General features: G+C 68.3%; 15 protein-coding genes. 5 read left to right on the top strand and 10 right to left on the bottom strand.

All coding sequences use genetic code 11. From position 1 onward, the window contains the following. The first annotated feature begins 72 nt into the window (after positions 1–72). On the top strand, positions 73–1,611 hold the full coding sequence (locus AC5Y43_RS14820) for a FadD7 family fatty acid--CoA ligase (protein WP_499973613.1): 1,539 nt from the start codon (positions 73–75) through the stop codon (positions 1,609–1,611). Here the strand turns inward: AC5Y43_RS14820 and AC5Y43_RS14815 are convergent. From AC5Y43_RS14815 to AC5Y43_RS14805, 3 genes are all read right to left on the bottom strand, one after another. Continuing rightward, on the bottom strand, positions 1,509–2,108 hold the full coding sequence (locus AC5Y43_RS14815; protein ID WP_499973612.1) for a DUF2231 domain-containing protein: 600 nt from the start codon (positions 2,106–2,108) through the stop codon (positions 1,509–1,511). The genes AC5Y43_RS14820 and AC5Y43_RS14815 overlap by 103 nt on opposite strands. Beyond that, entirely contained in the window at positions 2,105–4,282 is a 2,178-nt protein-coding gene (locus AC5Y43_RS14810; RefSeq protein WP_499973611.1) for an elongation factor G-like protein EF-G2, read from the bottom strand. Before AC5Y43_RS14810 ends, AC5Y43_RS14815 begins: the two co-directional genes overlap by 4 nt. 97 nt (positions 4,283–4,379) lie before the next feature. After that, positions 4,380–4,805, bottom strand: a complete 426-nt coding sequence (locus tag AC5Y43_RS14805) for a TIGR03668 family PPOX class F420-dependent oxidoreductase (RefSeq protein WP_499973609.1) — start codon at positions 4,803–4,805, stop codon at positions 4,380–4,382. 114 nt (positions 4,806–4,919) lie between these two features. On the opposite strand from AC5Y43_RS14805, the gene AC5Y43_RS14800 reads away from it, so the two are divergent. The 4 genes from AC5Y43_RS14800 to AC5Y43_RS14785 all read left to right on the top strand — a co-directional run bounded on the left by AC5Y43_RS14800 (position 4,920) and on the right by AC5Y43_RS14785 (position 9,974). Then, positions 4,920–5,966: a S1C family serine protease gene (locus AC5Y43_RS14800; RefSeq protein WP_499973608.1), complete on the top strand. Its 1,047-nt coding sequence runs from the start codon at positions 4,920–4,922 to the stop codon at positions 5,964–5,966. A gap of 120 nt (positions 5,967–6,086) precedes the next feature. Continuing rightward, positions 6,087–7,871, top strand: a complete 1,785-nt coding sequence (gene treS / locus AC5Y43_RS14795; protein ID WP_499973606.1) for a maltose alpha-D-glucosyltransferase — start codon at positions 6,087–6,089, stop codon at positions 7,869–7,871. Further along, positions 7,871–9,220 carry a maltokinase N-terminal cap-like domain-containing protein gene (locus AC5Y43_RS14790; protein WP_499973604.1) on the top strand — a complete coding sequence of 450 codons (1,350 nt, stop codon included), beginning with the start codon at positions 7,871–7,873 and terminating at the stop codon, positions 9,218–9,220. Before treS ends, AC5Y43_RS14790 begins: the two co-directional genes overlap by 1 nt. 58 nt (positions 9,221–9,278) lie before the next feature. Then, on the top strand, positions 9,279–9,974 hold the full coding sequence (locus AC5Y43_RS14785) for a YoaK family protein (protein ID WP_499973602.1): 696 nt from the start codon (positions 9,279–9,281) through the stop codon (positions 9,972–9,974). Positions 9,975–10,009: 35 nt separating this feature from the next. On the opposite strand, the gene ag85C is transcribed toward AC5Y43_RS14785, so the two are convergent. The 7 genes from ag85C to AC5Y43_RS14750 form a co-directional block, all read right to left on the bottom strand. Further along, a complete protein-coding gene (ag85C, locus tag AC5Y43_RS14780) occupies positions 10,010–11,044 on the bottom strand; it encodes a diacylglycerol acyltransferase/mycolyltransferase Ag85C (protein WP_499973600.1) in 1,035 nt (344 codons plus the stop codon). A gap of 169 nt (positions 11,045–11,213) precedes the next feature. Next, positions 11,214–12,032, bottom strand: coding sequence for an ABC transporter permease (locus AC5Y43_RS14775; RefSeq protein WP_499973599.1), 819 nt, complete (start codon positions 12,030–12,032; stop codon positions 11,214–11,216). Beyond that, positions 12,022–12,852 carry an ATP-binding cassette domain-containing protein gene (locus tag AC5Y43_RS14770; RefSeq protein ID WP_499973597.1) on the bottom strand — a complete coding sequence of 277 codons (831 nt, stop codon included), beginning with the start codon at positions 12,850–12,852 and terminating at the stop codon, positions 12,022–12,024. Before AC5Y43_RS14770 ends, AC5Y43_RS14775 begins: the two co-directional genes overlap by 11 nt. Then, positions 12,849–13,301: a MarR family winged helix-turn-helix transcriptional regulator gene (locus tag AC5Y43_RS14765; protein WP_499973596.1), complete on the bottom strand. Its 453-nt coding sequence runs from the start codon at positions 13,299–13,301 to the stop codon at positions 12,849–12,851. Before AC5Y43_RS14765 ends, AC5Y43_RS14770 begins: the two co-directional genes overlap by 4 nt. A 70-nt stretch (positions 13,302–13,371) precedes the next feature. Then, positions 13,372–13,875 carry a metallophosphoesterase family protein gene (locus tag AC5Y43_RS14760; RefSeq protein WP_499973595.1) on the bottom strand — a complete coding sequence of 168 codons (504 nt, stop codon included), beginning with the start codon at positions 13,873–13,875 and terminating at the stop codon, positions 13,372–13,374. A gap of 99 nt (positions 13,876–13,974) precedes the next feature. Then, complete coding sequence (locus AC5Y43_RS14755) at positions 13,975–16,884, bottom strand: MMPL/RND family transporter (protein ID WP_499973593.1); 2,910 nt, start codon at positions 16,882–16,884, stop codon at positions 13,975–13,977. Next, the gene (locus tag AC5Y43_RS14750; protein WP_499973592.1) at positions 16,881–17,312 is read right to left on the bottom strand and encodes an MmpS family transport accessory protein; all 432 of its coding nucleotides are present in this window, start codon (positions 17,310–17,312) and stop codon (positions 16,881–16,883) included. The genes AC5Y43_RS14755 and AC5Y43_RS14750 overlap by 4 nt, the downstream gene beginning before the upstream one ends. Positions 17,313–17,325 lie beyond the last annotated feature (13 nt).

Here is a 17,325-nt window from a genome sequence, read left to right as displayed (position 1 = left end):
GGCAACTCCTCGAAGTGGTCCTCGGGTAGTTAGTGCCTCGACGGTAACGCGCGCACGGTAAGAAGGGTGGCTATGGGAACCAGCGACGAAACTTCAGGCCCGGCCATCGCGGACCTGGTCTCGACGGCGGCGGGAATCCGGCCGGACGCGCCGGCGCTCGTCGCCACCGCCGACCGCATCCCGCTCAGCTACCGCGACCTGATCGGGTTGGTCGACGACCTGGCCGGGCAGCTGCGGGAGGCGGGCCTGGAGCCGGGCGATCGGGTCGCGCTGCGGGCGGCCAGCAACGCCGAATTCGTGGTCGCCCTGCTGGGCGCGTCGCGGGCGGGGCTGATCGTGGTCCCGCTGGACCCGGCCCTGCCCGCGGCCGAGCAGCGCACCCGGCGCGAGACGGTGGGGGCGCGGGCGACGCTCGTCGACGGCGCCGGGCCGGGCACCTGGCCGATCACGGTGACGCCGGCCGCGGAGCGGGGCGCCAGTGAGGTGCGCCTCGACGCGGCCACGCCGCCGGAGCGCGCCGTGTCCACGCCCGCCGGGCTGCGCGACGACGACGCGATGATCATGTTCACCGGCGGGACCACCGGCATGCCGAAGATGGTCCCCTGGACCCACCACAACATCGCCGCGTCGGTGCGCGCGATCGTCGCCGGCTACGGGCTGGGCCCGCGGGACGCGACGGTCGCGGTGATGCCGCTCTACCACGGCCACGGGCTGGTCGCCGCGCTGCTGTCGACCCTGGCGTCCGGGGGCGCGGTGCTGCTGCCGCCGCGGGGCCGCTTCTCCGCGCACACGTTCTGGGACGACGTCGAGGCCGTGCGGGCCAGCTGGTACACCGCGGTCCCGACGATGCACCAGATCCTGTTGGAGCGCACCAGGACCGAGCGGCCGCGGACCGAGCGCGCCGCGCTGCGCTTCATCCGCAGCTGCAGCGCGCCGCTGACCCCGGAGGCGGCCCGGGCGCTGAACGAGACGTTTTCGGCGCCGGTGGTGTGCGCCTTCGGCATGACGGAGGCCACCCACCAGGTGGCCACGACGGGCATCGACGCGGCCGAGAACCCCGCCGCCACAACCGGTCTGGTGGGCCGATCGACCGGACCGGAAATCCGCATCGCCGCGCCCGACGGTCAGCCCATGCCCGCGGAGGCCGTCGGGGAGGTCTGGCTACGCGGTCCGACCGTGGTGCGCGGCTACCTCGGCGACTCGGCCATCACAGCCGCCAACTTCACCGACGGCTGGCTGCGCACCGGGGACCTGGGATCGCTGTCGCCGGCCGGTGACCTGAGCATCCGCGGCCGGATCAAGGAACTGATAAACCGTGGCGGGGAAAAGATTTCGCCCGAGCGCGTCGAGGGCGTGCTGGCCAACCACCCCAACGTGGTGGAGGTGGCCGTGTTCGGCCTGCCCGACGAGATGTACGGGGAGACGGTGGCGGCGGTGATCGTGCCCCGGGAGTCGCCGGCGCCGACGCCCGACGAGCTGTCGGCGTTCTGCCGCGAGCGGCTTGCCGCCTACGAGGTGCCCGCCACCGTCCGGGAAGCCGACGAGTTGCCGCACACCGCGAAGGGCTCGCTGGACCGCCGCGCCGTGGCCAACCGGTTCGGCGGGGTGTGACGGCCGTTGAAAGTCCGAGCGGTGACGCTCCCCCACGCGGCGCGCGCGCCCGAATCACCGATGCGGTAGGTCTGCACCAAAGTGGCCGCGGCGGCGACCATCACCAGCGCGCCGACCACCGCGTGCACAACGAATTTCACCGACCGGCCGCGTGCCTGGCGCAGGTGCACGGCGGTCAGCAACGCCACGGTGCCCGCCAGCGCCGCCACGATGTAGACGAGGGTCTCGCCGAGTTGCTCGTGTGTCGTCAGGACCGGTGACGCGGGACCGATCCGGTCCGCCAACCACGCGCCCGAGCTGGTGGTCAGGGGGACCAGCACGAGGGTGCCCACGGCCAGCACCAGCACCAGCCAGACCAGCCGTCGCCGCGCCGCGGGCCACAACACACACACGATCGCCAGGATCGCCGTGAGCGGGGCCAGGGCGACGACGAAGTGGTTGAGCAGGATGTGCGCGGGCAGCCCGTGGAACGTCGACATGCGCAAATATGTTGTCACGCCGTGGATTTCACCCTGGCGGCCGCAGACTCGGGCATGGGGTCGTAGCGGGCGAAGGAGCGGGTGAACGACGCCGCCCCGTGCGACAGCGAACGCAGGTCGATCGCGTACCGCGTCAGCTCGACCTGCGGCACCTCAGCCTTGACCACGGTGCGGTCTTGACCGACCGTGTTGGTCCCGAGCACCCGCCCGCGGCGCCCCGACAAATCGCCCATCACCGTGCCGACGAAATCGTCGGGCACCAGCACCGAGATCTCGTCGATCGGCTCGAGCAGCGTCACGTGCGTCGCCGCGGCCGCTTCCCGCAAGGCCAGCGCGCCCGCGGCCTGGAACGCGAAGTCCGACGAGTCGACGCTGTGCGCCTTGCCGTCGAACAGCGTGACGCGGATGTCGACGACCGGGTAGCCGGTGTGCACGCCCTTCTCCATCTGCGCGCGCACGCCCTTCTCCACGCTGGGGATGAAGTTCCGCGGCACCGCGCCGCCGACCACCTTGTCGACGAACTCGAATCCCGAGCCTTCCGGCAGCGGCTCCACCTCGATGTCGCACACGGCGTACTGGCCGTGCCCGCCCGACTGCTTGATGTGGCGGCCGTGTCCTTTCGCCTTGCCGCCGAAGGTTTCTCGCAGCGGGACGCGCAGCTCCACCGTGTCCACCGTGACACCGTACCGGTTGGCCAGCGCGTCCAGGACGACGCCGACATGCGCCTCGCCCATGCACCACAGCACGATCTGGTGCGTCTCCTGGTTCTGCTCGATGCGCAGCGTCGGATCCTCGGCGGCCAGCCGCCCCAGTCCGACCGACAGTTTGTCCTCGTCGGTCTTGGCGTGTGCCTGGATGGCCACCGGCAGCAGCGGTTCGGGCATCGTCCACGGCCTGAGCACCAGCGGCTCGGCCTTGTCCGAAAGCGTGTCGCCGGTCTCGGCGCGGCTGAGCTTGCCGATCGCGCAGATGTCGCCGGCCACCACCGCGGCCGCGGGGCGCTGCTGCTTGCCGAGCGGGAATGACAGGACCCCGATGCGTTCGTCCTCGTCGTGGTCGGCGTGCGCGTGGCTATTGCCTTGAGTCCCTTCGGGATCGCCGAAAAACGACGCAAAATGGCCCGACACATGAACCGTCGTGTCGGGCCTGATCGTCCCGGAGAACACCCGGACCAGGCTGACCCTGCCGACGTAGGGATCCGACGTCGTCTTCACCACCTCCGCGAGCAGCGGGGCTCCGACGTCGCACGCCAGCGTCGCGTGCGTGGCGCCGTTCGGCGTGAACACCTCCGGCAGCGGGTGTTCCATCGGGGACGGGAATCCGCGGGTGGCGACTTCGAGCAATTCCAGGGTGCCGACGCCGGTCGTGGCACACACCGGGATCACCGGGAAGAACGAAGCCCGGGCGACGGCGCGCTCCAGGTCCTCGATGAGCGCCGACTCGTCGATCGCCTCCCCGCCGAGGTAGCGGTCCATCAGGGACTCGTCCTCGGACTCCTCGATAATGCCCTCGATCAAAGCCCCGCGCGCCTCCTCGATGCGGTCGGCGTCCGCGGGGTCCGGCTCCTGGACGGTCCGCTTGCCGTCGCTGTAGGTGTAGCGCTTCTGTGACAGCAGGCCGATCAGGCCGTCGCAATTGTTATGGGAGGTCGGCAAGTACAGCGGTAGCACCTTGTCGCCGAACGCAGCCTGGGCGGCGGCCAGGGCCTCCTGGTAGTTCGCCCGGGCGTGGTCGAGCTTGGTGATCACCACGGCACGGGGCATGCCGACCTGGCTGCACTCCTGCCACAGCGACTTGGTCGGTTCGTCAATACCGCCGCAGCCCTCGTTCGCCGCGATCACGAACAGCGCGCAATCCGCGGCGCGCAGCCCGGCCCGCAGCTCGCCCACAAAGTCGGCGTAGCCGGGGGTGTCCACCAGGTTGATCTTGATGCCGCCGTGCGACAGGGACGCCACGGCGACGCCGACGGAGCGCTGCTGGCGGATCTCCGCGTCGTCGTAGTCGCAGACCGTGCTGCCCTCGGTGACCGAGCCCGGGCGCGTCAGCACACCGGCGGCGACCAGCAGCGCCTCGATTAGGGTGGTCTTGCCACCGCCGGAGGGCCCCACCAGAGCCACGTTGCGAACATCGCCCGGACCGTTCGCGGTGGGAGCGGCCCCCGTGCCCGCCGAAGTGTTCGCCTTGTCCGCCATGACTTGCCTCTCCAACGCCGTGTTCTCGACCATCCCGACCGGCAACGACCCTTCAAGGCAACTTTTCCCCCAACCGCGGCGCAGCACAAGGGTGCGGTCAGGCGTGCCAGGCCGACCACCGGTGCACGGTGATCGCGATGACCGGGCCGGTCAAGGAAACGGATTGGTACTGGGGATATTTGGCGCGCAGCAACCGGAGCCCGGTGTCGAATGCCGCGCCGCCGGCGTGGATGGCGGCGACTCCGTCGGCCCGGACCCACCACAACCGTGTCCAGTCGTCGGCGTAGTGATCGACGAGCAGACTGACCTGCGGGTTGCTCTCGATGTCGGCCAGGCGCCGCAGCCGCCGCGTCGTCTTGGGTTTCGCATCCACCGCGGTGTAGATCGCCTCGTGCTCGCCGTGCGGTTCGGTGCCGACGGCGAAGACCACCGGCACCAGGTGCGGCGTGCCGCCCGGCGTGGCCGTGGCCAGCCGGGCGACCGGGGACTGTGAAAACCGTGCTTTCAGGTCGAATCCGCCCACGCTGGTCAGCTTATGAATAGCAACCTGCATTACGGTTATACAGACGAAGTCGTGTCGCCCAGACCAGGAGGCTGGGCGAATTCTGATTCTTATCGGGATGCAGGAGGTGACGGGATGAGCAAATCGCACCACCGCTCAATCTGGTGGTCATGGTCGGTCAGCGTGCTGGCCGTGGTGGGGCTGGGCCTGGGGCTGGCCCCGGGCTTGTCGGTCGCCCCGGCTCACGCCAGGCCCGCCGTGCCGCTGGATCCGTCGGCGATCGTCGGGCAGGTCGGGCCGCAGGTGGTCAACATCAACACCAAATTCGGCTACAACAACGCCGTCGGAGCCGGAACCGGCATCGTGATCGATCCGAACGGCGTGGTGCTGACCAACAACCACGTGATCTCGGGCGCCACGGACATCAGCGCGTTCGCCGTCGCCAACGGCCAGACCTACGGCGTCGACGTCGTCGGCTACGACCGCACCGCGGACGTCGCGGTCCTGCAGCTGCGTGGCGCCGCCGGGCTCCCGACGGCCAATATCGGCGGCGGGGTGTCGGTCGGCGAGCCGGTCGTCGCGCTCGGCAACGCCGGCGGCCAGGGCGGGACGCCGTCCGCGGTCGCGGGCAAGGTCGTCGCCCTCAACCAGACCGTCTCGGCGACCGACACCCTGACCGGCGCCGAGGAGACCCTGGGCGGGCTGATCCAGGCCGACACCGCGATCCGGCCCGGCGACTCGGGCGGGCCGCTGGTCAACGGCGGCGGGCAGGTGGTCGGCGTGAACACGGCCGCCTCCGACAACTACAAGCTGTCCGGCGGGCAGGGCTTCGCGATCCCGATCGGCAACGCGATGGGCGTGGCCGGCCAGATCCGGTCCGGCGCCGGTTCCAACACCGTGCACATCGGCCCGACGGCCTTCCTCGGCCTGGGCGTGTCGGACACCAACGGCAACGGCGCGCGGGTCGAACGCGTGGTCGGCAGCGGCCCCGCCGCGGGCGCCGGCATCTCCGCGGGCGACGTCATCACCGGCGTCGACAACGTCCCGATCAACGGGGCCACCGCGCTGACCGACGTGCTGGTTCCGCATCACCCCGGGGACACCATCACCCTGCACTATCGCGCCAACGCGGGCGGCGACCGCACCGCGACGGTGACGCTGGCGGACGGTCCCCCGGCCTGATAATTCGCCGGATCGTGACCCGCCCCGCCGGATTCGGTTGCGGCCCAGCGTGGTTGGCGACCGGGCGGGGCGGGTGATTCCCGGCGTCGCACGTCGGGTACCCGTGGCATCGTGGAATTGATGAACGACGACGCAAAAGACGCTGTCGAGCACGATCCAGCCGCGGGAAGCCACGTCGAAGACGGGGTCGTCGAGCACCCGGACGCCGAGGATTTCGAAAACGCCGCCGCGCTGCCCGCCGACCCCACGTGGTTCAAGCACGCCGTTTTCTACGAGGTGCTGGTGCGGGCGTTCAGCGACGCGAACGCCGACGGGCAGGGCGACCTGCGGGGCCTGCTGGACCGGCTGGACTACCTGCAGTGGCTCGGAATCGACTGCATCTGGCTGCCGCCCTTCTACGACTCGCCGCTGCGCGACGGCGGCTACGACATCCGGGATTTCTACAAGGTGCTGCCGGAGTTCGGGACCGTCGAGGACTTCGTCGCCCTGCTCGACGCCGCGCACGAGCGCGGGATCCGGGTGATCACCGACCTGGTGATGAACCACACCTCGGAGTCACACCCGTGGTTTCAGGAGTCGCGCCACGACCCCGACGGGCCCTACGGCGAGTACTACGTGTGGAGCGACACCAGCGAGAAATACACCGACGCGCGCATCATCTTCGTCGACACCGAGGAGTCGAACTGGACCTTCGACCCGGTGCGCCGCCAGTTCTACTGGCACCGGTTCTTCTCCCATCAGCCCGACCTGAACTACGACCACCCGGGCGTCCAGGAGGCGATGATCGACGTCATCCGGTTCTGGCTCGGGCTGGGCATCGACGGGTTTCGCCTGGACGCGGTGCCGTACCTGTTCGAGCGCGAGGGCACCAACTGCGAGAACCTGCCCGAGACGCACGCGTTCCTGAGGCGCGTCCGCAAGGTCGTCGACGACGAGTTTCCCGGGCGGGTGCTGCTGGCCGAGGCCAACCAGTGGCCGGGCGACGTGGTCGAGTACTTCGGGGACGCCAGCACCGGCGGCGACGAATGCCACATGGCGTTCCACTTCCCGCTGATGCCGCGCATCTTCATGGCCGTTCGTCGCGAGTCGCGGATCCCCATCTCGGAAATCCTGGCGCAGACGCCCGAGATCCCGGACATGGCGCAGTGGGGGATCTTCCTGCGCAACCACGACGAGTTGACGCTGGAGATGGTCACCGACGAGGAACGCGACTACATGTACGCCGAGTACGCCAAGGATCCGCGGATGAAGGCCAACGTGGGCATCCGCCGGCGCCTGGCGCCGCTGCTGGACAACGACCGCAACCAGATCGAGCTGTTCACCGCTCTGCTGCTGTCGCTGCCCGGCTCGCCGGTCCTCTACTACGGTGACGAGATCGGCATGGGCGACGTGATCTGGCTGGGGGACCGCGACGGGGTGCGCACCCCGATGCAGTGGACCCCGGACCGCAACGCCGGCTTCTCCAAGGCCAACCCCGGCCGGCTGTACCTGCCGCCCAGTCAGGACCCGGTGTACGGCTACCAGGCCGTCAACGTGGAGGCCCAGCGCGACACCTCGACGTCGCTGCTCAACTTCACCCGCATGATGCTGGCGGTGCGCGGGCGACACGAGGCCTTTGCCATCGGATCGTTCGAGGAACTCGGCGGGTCGAACCCGTCGGTGCTGGCGTTCGTGCGCCAGGTGCCCGACGGCGCCGACAGTGGAGATACCGTGCTGTGCGTCAACAACCTGTCGCGCTTCCCCCAGCCGATCGAACTGAACCTGCAGCACTGGAGCGGCCGGACGCCGGTCGAGCTGACCGGGCACGTGCAGTTTCCCCGCATCGGTCACCTGCCCTACCTGCTGACATTGCCGGGACACGGGTTCTACTGGTTCCAGTTGTCCCCCGCATCCGAGGAGAACTGATGACCCAGCTGCCCTGGTCCGAGTGGCTGCCCCAGCAACGCTGGTACGCCGGGCGCAACCGCGAGCTGACCTCCGCGGAGGCCGGCGTCGTCGTCCCCCTGGGCGACGACCTCGACCTGGTGCTGGTCGACGTCGACTACGCCGACGGCTCCGCGGAGTGCTACCAGGTGATCGTGGGATGGAACACCGCGCCGCTCTCGGAGTACAGCGCCGTAGCCACGATCGGGTCCGCCGACGATCGGACGGGCTTCGACGCCCTCTACGACGTCGAGGCCCCGCGCTATCTGCTGTCCCTGCTCGACTCGTCGGCTGCCCGCGCGGCGGCCGGGGCCGACGTCACGTTCACCAAGGAACCGGGCGCCGATCTGCCGCTGGAGGCGATGCCCTACGTCTCCGACGCCGAGCAGAGCAACACCAGCGTGATCTTCGATCGCAGCGCCATCTTCAAGCTGTTTCGCCGGGTCAGTGGCGGCATCAACCCGGACATCGAGCTGAACCGGGTGCTCGCCCGCGCGGCCAACCCGCACGTGGCCAGGCTGCTCGGCACCTATGAGATGGCCCGTCCCGGCGACCCCGCCGACGAGGCGTGGCCCCTGGGCATGGTGACCGAGTTCGCGGCGAACGCCGCCGAGGGCTGGGCCATGGCCACCGCCAGCGTCCGCGACCTGTTCGCGGAGGGCGACCTGTATGCCCACGAGGTCGGCGGCGACTTCGCCGCCGAGTCCAACCGGCTGGGCGAGGCCGTCGCCTCCGTGCACGCCACGCTGGCCGAGCGGCTGGGGACGGCGGAGGCCCCCTTCCCGGTGGACACCGTGCTGGCACGCCTGGCGTCGACGGTCGCGAAGGTCCCCGAGCTCGAGGAGTACGCGGCCACCATCGAAGAGCGCTTCCAGAAATTGTCCGGCGAGACGATCACCGTGCAGCGGGTGCACGGCGACCTGCACCTGGGACAGGTGCTGCGCACGCCGGAGAGCTGGTTGCTGATCGACTTCGAGGGTGAGCCGGGCCAGCCGCTCGACGAGCGGCGGGCGCCGGATTCGGTGTTGCGCGACGTCGCCGGTGTGCTGCGCTCCTTCGAGTACGCCGCCTACGGGCCACTGGTCGACCAGGCGTCGAAGAACCCGGACAAGCAGCTGGCCGCGCGCGCCCGGGAGTGGGTGCTGCGCAATTGCGCCGCGTTCTGCGACGGGTATGCGGCCATGTCCGGGATCGACCCGCGGGATTCGGCGCAGCTGCTGGCCGCCTACGAACTCGACAAGGCGGTCTACGAAGCCGGCTACGAGGCGCGGCACCGGCCCGGCTGGCTGCCGATCCCGCTGCGGTCGATCGCCCGGCTGGTCGCCGTGTAGAGCGGCGCTTGGATCAACGCGCTGCGCGGAGCGGTCGGCGTCTGACAGCATGTCCGGCGTGCGCAGGGAGATCTTCAACAGCGAGGCGCGGTTGTCGTGGCTGTTGGCCGGGCTGGCCGGTGTGCTCGGCGCGACGGCATTCACCCACTCGGCCGGATACTTCGTGACATTCATGACCGGGAACGCGCAGCGGGGCGTGCTGGGTGTCTTCCGTGGCGACGTGCTGCTCTCGGTGACGGCGGGGCTGCTGCTGCTGTGCTTTGTCGCCGGCGTTGTGATCGCGTCGGTGTGTCGCCGGCACTTCTGGGTCGCGCATCCGCACGGGCCTACCGTGCTGACCACGGTGAGCCTGATGGCCGCCACCGCACTCGACGTCGCCGTGGGCGGCTGGGTCGAGACTCAGCTCGAGTTCACGCCAATCCTGTTGGTGGCCTTCGGCATTGGGGCGTTGAACACGGCGTTCGTCAAGGATGGCGAGGTGTCGATCCCGCTCAGCTATGTGACCGGCACGCTGGTCAAGATGGGTCAGGGCATCGAACGCCACCTCGCCGGCGGGACAGCGTCGGACTGGCTCGGCTACTTCCTGCTGTTCGCCGGCTTCGTCGTGGGCGCGGCGCTCGGCGGCTTCGTCAGCCTGGTGCTCGCCGGCTATCAGATGCTCGCGGCCGCCTCGGTCGCGTGTGCATTGACGACCGGCTACACGTACCTACACCAGGACCGCCGCGCCGAATTGAAGCATCGGCAGCAGCGCTGACCGGTGCGCTGCTGCCGATGCCGGCTTGGATGAGTTCAGGCCCCGTTGGCCGGCGCGGGAGCCGGAGCCGGAGGCGGAGCGCTGACGGCGTTGATCGTCTGGATGATGTCCGGCTTCATCGCCACCAGCTGCTGGTTCCAGTAGGGCCACGAGTGTGTCCCGTTGGCCGGGAAGTTGAACGTCCCGTTGCGGCCGCCCGCGGCCACGTAGGTGTTCTGGAAGGCCTGGTTGGTGCGCAGCGTCAGGCCCTCCAGGAACTTCGCCGGCATGTTGTCGCCGCCGAGATCGCTGGGCGTGCCGTTGCCGCAGTAGACCCACACCCGGGTGTTGTTGGCGACCAGACGCGGGATCTGGATCATCGGGTCGTTGCGCTTCCACGCCGGGTCGGACGACGGACCCCACATGCTGTTGGCGTTGTAACCGCCGGAGTCGTTCATCGCGAGCCCGATCAGCGTCGGCCACCAGCCCTCAGACGGGTTGAGGAAGCCCGAAAGCGATGCGGCGTAGGGGAATTGCTGCGGATAGTACGCGGCGAGGGTCAGCGCCGAGCCGCCCGACATCGACAGGCCCACCGCGGCGTTGGCGTACGGCGACACCTGCTTGTTGGCCTGCAGCCACGCGGGCATCTCCTGGGTGAGGAACGTTTCCCACTTGTAGGTGTAGTTCTGCCCGTTGCCCGACGACGGCTGGTACCAGTTGCTGTAGAAGCTGGACTGGCCGCCGACCGGCATCACCACCGACAGGCCGGACTGGTAGAACTCCTCGAAGGCCGGGGTGTTGATGTCCCAACCGTTGTAGTCGTCCTGGGCGCGCAGGCCGTCGAGCAGGTAGACCGCATGCGACCCGCCGCCCTGGAATTGGACTTTGATGTTGCGGCCCATCGACGGCGACGGCACCTGCAGGTATTCCACCGGAAGACCCGGCTTGGAGAACGCCCCCGCCGTAGCCGAGCCGCCGACGGTGGCGATCAGACCGGATAGCAGGGCGGCCCCCACCGCCGCGACAGCCAGCCGGCGCGGCGCGCCGGCTGCTGCACCGCGCAACTTTCGCACCTCTTCGAAGAACGACATAGCTCTCTACCCATCCCATCTGCCGCACGACGCGGTCGAATTGTTCGCCAGCGCAGTGAAACACAGGGGGAGGCCCGAATTCGCTTGTCGCGGCCGCGATGGTAGATCGCGGTTGGCTAACGATTGAGAGACGGTGCGGGATCGTCACATTCGGGTAACGAGCGACCCGCTACGCGACGAGGCGGCGTAACAGCGTTGCCGCCGCGGCGATGCCGGCCACCGCGGCGACCGCCAGCACGATGAGGTCGACGGGGTTGAACGGGGTGCCGATCAGCAGCGCCCGCAGCGCGTCCACCTCGTAACTCAGCGGGTTGACCTTGCTCAGCGCGCGCAGCCACCCGGGCATCACGTCGACCGGGTACAGCGCATTGGAGGCGAAGAACAACGGCATGGTGATGGCCTGGCCGATGCCCATCAGCCGATCGCGGGAAAGAACCAGCCCGGCCAGCGTCATCGACAGGCAGGCGAAAAACGCCGCGCCGAGCATGACCGTGGCCATCGCCGCCAGGATCCGCAGCGGATTGGCCGTCAGTCCGACGTTCATCAGGTACGCCAGCACCATCACCCCGACGACCTGGGCGACCGAGCGCACCCCGGCCGCGAAGGCCTTGCCGGTGATCAGCGCCGACGCGGGGGCGGGCGTCACCATGAGCTTGGCCAGCACGCCGGCGTCGCGATCCCAGATGATCTGTATCCCATAGAAGATCGAGATGAACAGCGCCGATTGGGCGATGATCCCGGGGGCGAGGAACGCGAGATAGGACACCGGGCCGGTGTCGATGACGTGCAGCTTGCTGAACGTCGTGCCGAAGATCAGCAGCCACAACGCCGGCTGCACCATCCGGGTGACGAACTCGGTCCGGTCGTGTTGCAGCTTCTGCAGTTCGACGATCGCGAACGCCCCGACACGGGCCAGCGTCGCCGGAACGCGTTGCCATCCGCGCGGCGCCCGGATCAGGGTGGCTGTGGCTACGCTCTCAGCTGACACGGCTGGCAATCCTTCTGCTGGAACGGATTTCGTGGAAGGTACCCGAAGCTTCGGTCTCGCCGGACAGGTGCGACGCGGCGTAGTGGCGGAACACGTCTTCCAGGGTGGCGTTAGGCGATGCCGCGGATATCCGGGCCTTCAGCTCTCCGGGAGTGCCCACGGCGCGTAGCCGGCCGCGGTGCAGCAGCGCGACCCGGTCGCACAGGGCGTCGGCCTCCTCCATGTAGTGCGTGGTGAGCAGCACGGTCATGCCGAATTGGGCCTGCATGCCGCGCACCTGCTGCCACACGCCGTCGCGGGCGATCGGGTCCAGCCCGACGGTCGGCTCGTCGAGTACCAGCAGCGAGGGGCGGTTGACGAGCGCCTGGGCCACCTCGAGGCGGCGCACCATCCCGCCGGAGTACGCGCCCGCCCGCCGGTCGGCCACATCGAGAAGCCCCATGGCGGTCAGCGCCTGTTCCACGCGTTCGGCCCGGCAGCCGCGCGGCACACCGTACAGCCGGGCGAACCATTGCACGTTCTGCCTGCCGGTCAGCGCGGGCTCGATCGAAAGCTGTTGGGGGACATAGCCGATATTGCTCCGAATGTCGGCGGTCTGCGCGCGGGCATCCATGTCGAAGATGCGCAGCTCGCCGTGCTGCACCGGGGTGAGGGTGGTGAGCATCCGGACCAGCGTCGTCTTGCCGGCGCCGTTGGGGCCGAGCAGGCCCAAGGTCTCGCCGGGCCGCACCCGCAATGTCACGTCGTCGACGGCGGTGAACTGGCCGTAGCGATGGGTCAGGTTGCGGCAATCGATGGCCGGCGGCCGTCGTTCGCTCATGCGCGCCGCTCCTGTAATCGTCGGGTCATCGTGTCCAGGACCTCCAATCCCTTTGCCAGGGACTCGATTTGATCGCCGTCGAGTTCGTCCAGCACCTCGGACAGCAGCGCTCGCCGAGCAGCCCGCGACGCGTCGACGACCTGCTGGGTGGGCTCGGCGAGCCGCAGCTGGCAGGCGCGCCGGTCGGCCTCGTCCACCGCGCGGAGGAGCAGGCCGCCGGCCACCAGCTTGGAGACCAGGGTCGAAGCCGTGTTGGGTACCAGCCCGAGTTCGGCCGCGGCGACGCCGACCGAGATCCCCGGTCGCCGGCCGACGAGCCACAACAACTCCGACTGCGACTCGGTGAGCCGCGCGGATTCCAATCCGCGACCGGCCGACCGGCGCAGTTGCCGGCGGAACCGGCCGACGACCCCGAATACCTCGGGGACCAACTCGGTGCGGGACGTCATCGCATCCATATTAGCTCTGTTTACGAGCTAAATATGTGTGCGAGCTGTGTAGGGGCTGGCCGCCGGCTACTTATCCGGACTTATCCAGACGGTGCAGGACCACGCCCGTCAGCGCGCCGTCCGCGACGCGCGCGGTCATGTAGCTGCAGAACGGTTGGCGGCGGCGATCGGTCGGCGAGCCGGGGTTGAGCAGGCGCAGACCGGTGTCCGTCGTCGTGTCCCAGGGGATGTGGCTGTGGCCGAAGACCAGCACGTCGCTGGCGGGATAGAGCCGGGACATGCGTGCCTCCCGGCCGGCCGTCGCGCCCGTCTCGTGGACCACGGTCAGGCGCAGCCCGTCCAGCACCGCGTCGGCCCGTTCGGGCAGCCGCGCGCGCAACGCGGGACCGTCATTGTTGCCCCAGCAGGCCACCAGCCGGGCGGCCCTGGATTCCAGCTCGTCGAGCAATTCGGTGGCCACCCAATCGCCCGCGTGCACGACGACGTCCGCCGTGGCGACCTCGTCCCATACTCGCGCGGGCAGGTCGCGGGCGCGCCGCGGGACGTGGGTGTCGGCAATCAGCAGCAGCCTCACGCCGCCATTTTGCTTCAAGCGCCCGGCGTCAGCCGCGCCGAGACTGCGCACAGCGCGCGTTTTCTCGGCTTTGGGAAGCGCTGTATGCAGTTTCGATCCCTACGTTGGGATCCGCTGCCCCCGCTCAGCCGCGTCCTCACCCGGGAGCAGGGGACGTACCAGGCGTCGCGTTCCGAAGGGGCGGAGCATATGGCTGGCGGGACGGGTGCGGACGATGCTCGGCCACCAGAACCAGCGCCCGAGCAGCGCCGCGATGGACGGTGTCATCAGGGAGCGCACGATCAGCGTGTCGAAGAGCAGGCCGAGGCCGATGGTGCTGCCGGCCTGACCGATGGACCGCAGGTCGCTGGCGACCATGGACATCATGGTGAACGCGAAGACCAGGCCCGCCGCGGTGACGACTCCGCCAGTGCTCCCCATGGAGCGGATGATGCCAGTTTTCAATCCGGCGCCGACCTCCTCCTGGAACCGCGACACCAGCAACAGGTTGTAGTCGGACCCGACGGCGAGCAGGATGATCAACCCGAAAACCGGGGCGATCCAGTTCAGCTCGAGGCCAAAGATGTGCTGCCAGAAGAGCACTGACAGACCGAACGCGGCACCCAGGGACAGCAGGACCGTGCCGACGATCGCAAGAGATGCAATCAGCGCCCGGGTGATGATCAGCATGACGACAAAGATCAGTGTCAGCGCCGCCAATCCCACGATCAGCAGGTCGTATTGCGATCCGGCCTGGATGTCGCGGTAGATCGCCGCGGTGCCGGCGAGATAGAACTTGGCGCCGGTCAAATTGGTTCCTTTCACGGCTTGCTGGGCGGCGGCCAGTTCCGGCTTCACCGCGGATATGCCCGCCGGGGTCGCGGGGTCCTTGTCGTGGGTGATGATGAAGCGTGCGGCCTTGCCGTCCGGGGAAAGGAAAAGCTTCAGGCCGCGCTGGAAGTCCGGATTCTGGAACGCCTCCGGCGGCAGGTAGAAGTAGTCCCCGCCACGGGAGGCGTCGAAGGCCTGGCCCATCGCGCTTGCCGTGTCGGTCATCTGACCCATTTGTGTGACAAGACCCGAAAAGCTGCTGTGCATGGTGAGCAGCGTCCCTTGCATCGACTTGGCGACGGCGATGATCGGCGGAAACTCAGCCAGCATTTGGGGCAAAAGAACGTCGACCTTGTCGAGGTCGTTGATCAGCGTGCTCATGTTCTCGCTGAACTTGTCGACGCCGTCGATCGCCTCGAACACCGACCGGGTCGCCCAGCACACCGGGATGTTGAAACAGTGTGGTTCCCAATGCAAATAGCCACGCATCGGCCGGGCGAAGTCGTCGAAATCCGCCAGGTGGTCGCGCATCTCGTTCAGCGTGGCCTGCGTGTCGTGCATGTCACCGACCATGCGATGGGTGGTGCCGCTCATTTGGCCCAGCAGGCCCTGCATGCGTTCCATCGAGCCGATCATGGCGCCGAGGTCGTCGCTCATCTTGAGCATGTCGGCCGTCCGGTCTCGCATGAACTGCAGGTTCTGCTGGATCGGAATCGATTGGGCGCTGATCTGGAACGGTATCGACGTGTGCTCGATCGGGCCGCCCAATGGCCGCGTGATGCTCTGCACCATCGCGATTCCCGGTGATCGGAAGACATCCTTGGCGAGCCGGTCGAGGATGATCATGTCGCCGCTGTTGCGCATGTCGTGGTCGCTCTCGATCATGAGGATGTCGGGATTCATTGTGGCGGCGCTGAAATGACGGTCTGCGGCTGCGTATCCGACGTTCGATGGCAGATGACGCGGTATGTAGGAGCGATCGTTGTAGCTGATTTTCATGCTCGGCATGATGAGGATGCCGACGATGGCGATGGCGAGCGAGGTGGCGAACACCGCACCGGGCCAGCGGACGGTGGCGGTGCCGACGCGTCTCCAGCCGTGGACTTTGGCGGCGCGTTTGGGATCGAGGAGGCCGAAGCGACTGGCCACGGCAACGACGGCAGGCGCCGCCGTCATCGCCCCGGCCACCACGACGAGCAATCCCAGCGCGGACGGAATGCCCAACGCCTTGAAGTACGACAGGCGCGCCAGGTGAAGGCAGAAGGTCGCCCCGGCTATTGTCAGGCCGGATCCCAAGATGATGTGTGACGTCCCGCGAAACATCGTGTAATAGGCGGCTTCACGATCCTGGCCGGCCTGGCGAGCCTCTTGATATCGGCCGACGAGGAAGATCGCGTAATCGGTTCCCGCCGCGATCGCCAGCGACGACAACATGGCGACGACGAACGTGCTGAACCCCAACAAGCCGTTGTTCCCGAGCAGTGCGACGAGCCCTCGGGCCGTGCCCATCTCGAATCCGACCATAACGAGCACCAGCAGGACGGTGCTGACGGAACGGTAGGCGATGAAGAGCATGACCATGATGACCACGCCGGTCACGCCCATCATCTTGAACATGCTCTTGTCGGCGGCTTCGTTCATATCGGTTGTCAGGGCAGCGGGACCGGTGACATAGGTTTGCAGGCCTTGGGGCGGTGCGGACCTATCGACAATCGCGCGCACGGCATCGATGGATTCATTGCCCAGCGTGCTGCCCTGATTGCCGGCCAGATTGAGTTGGACGTAGGCGGCTTTGCCGTCTCGGCTCTGGACGCCGGCGGCGGTGAGGGGGTCTCCCCAGACGTCCTGGACGTGCTGAACGTGCTTGGGATCGGCCCGCAGCTTTTTCACCAGGGCGCCGTAGTAGCGGTGTGCGTCATCCCCTAGCGGGCGATCGCTCTCCAAGACGATCATCGCGATGCTGTCGGAGTCCGACTCGTGAAAGGTCTGGCCGATGCGTTTGGCGGCGATCATCGCCGGCGCATCCTGTGGCGACATGGTCACCGCGTGGTTCCGTGCGACTGATTCAATCGGTGGCACAAGCACATTCAGGGCGACGGTCAACAGCAGCCATGCCACCAGGATCGGTACGGCGAACGTGCGGACAAATCGCACGAACTTCGGACGGGCGTCGCTCCGTGGGGCGTTGTCGACGTTCATGCGGCCTTCACCAGACAGGAAGCCTGGGCGTGGTGCCCGGTCGAAACGCTTTCGTTCTCGACGTGCCTGTCGACCGAGATTCGGCACCCGATGTTGGTGCTATTGCCTTGTGCGACAACGCTGGCCAGCACGGCCGGCGCCGTCGTGGCGACCGTCAAGGTCCACGGCAGGCCGGCGAAGTTCGCCTGACGCGGCTGCGCGTTCTTATCCAGATAGCTGACGCCGCCCGCCGTGTATGCGGGCCCGTAGACCTCGTACGTGATCCGCTTCACGTGCGAAGCCTCCAGGGGTGCCGCGCTGGCCGCGGTGGCGGAAAAGATCTCGTCAGATCCGAACACACCGCGCAGTCGCATGACCCCCTGACCTCCGAGCGCGACCGCTACCACGACGACGAGCGGTACCCAGGCCTTCTTGAGGAGCGCGAACATGGGACTGGGACTC

The organism is Mycobacterium sp. NGS57 (genome assembly GCF_059812405.1).
This window is presented reverse-complemented; position numbering and strand designations above follow the sequence as displayed.

What these genes read in the sequence shown, in the direction of transcription:
- AC5Y43_RS14820 (WP_499973613.1), top strand. Translation starts at nt 73, where the DNA reads ATGGGAACCAGCGACGAAACTTCAGGCCCGGCCATCGCGGACCTGGTC.
- AC5Y43_RS14810 (WP_499973611.1), bottom strand. Translation starts at nt 4,282, where the DNA reads ATGGCGGACAAGGCGAACACTTCGGCGGGCACGGGGGCCGCTCCCACC.
- AC5Y43_RS14800 (WP_499973608.1), top strand. Translation starts at nt 4,920, where the DNA reads ATGAGCAAATCGCACCACCGCTCAATCTGGTGGTCATGGTCGGTCAGC.
- treS (WP_499973606.1), top strand. Translation starts at nt 6,087, where the DNA reads ATGAACGACGACGCAAAAGACGCTGTCGAGCACGATCCAGCCGCGGGA.
- AC5Y43_RS14790 (WP_499973604.1), top strand. Translation starts at nt 7,871, where the DNA reads ATGACCCAGCTGCCCTGGTCCGAGTGGCTGCCCCAGCAACGCTGGTAC.
- ag85C (WP_499973600.1), bottom strand. Translation starts at nt 11,044, where the DNA reads ATGTCGTTCTTCGAAGAGGTGCGAAAGTTGCGCGGTGCAGCAGCCGGC.
- AC5Y43_RS14770 (WP_499973597.1), bottom strand. Translation starts at nt 12,852, where the DNA reads ATGAGCGAACGACGGCCGCCGGCCATCGATTGCCGCAACCTGACCCAT.
- AC5Y43_RS14765 (WP_499973596.1), bottom strand. Translation starts at nt 13,301, where the DNA reads ATGACGTCCCGCACCGAGTTGGTCCCCGAGGTATTCGGGGTCGTCGGC.
- AC5Y43_RS14755 (WP_499973593.1), bottom strand. Translation starts at nt 16,884, where the DNA reads ATGAACGTCGACAACGCCCCACGGAGCGACGCCCGTCCGAAGTTCGTG.
- AC5Y43_RS14750 (WP_499973592.1), bottom strand. Translation starts at nt 17,312, where the DNA reads ATGTTCGCGCTCCTCAAGAAGGCCTGGGTACCGCTCGTCGTCGTGGTA.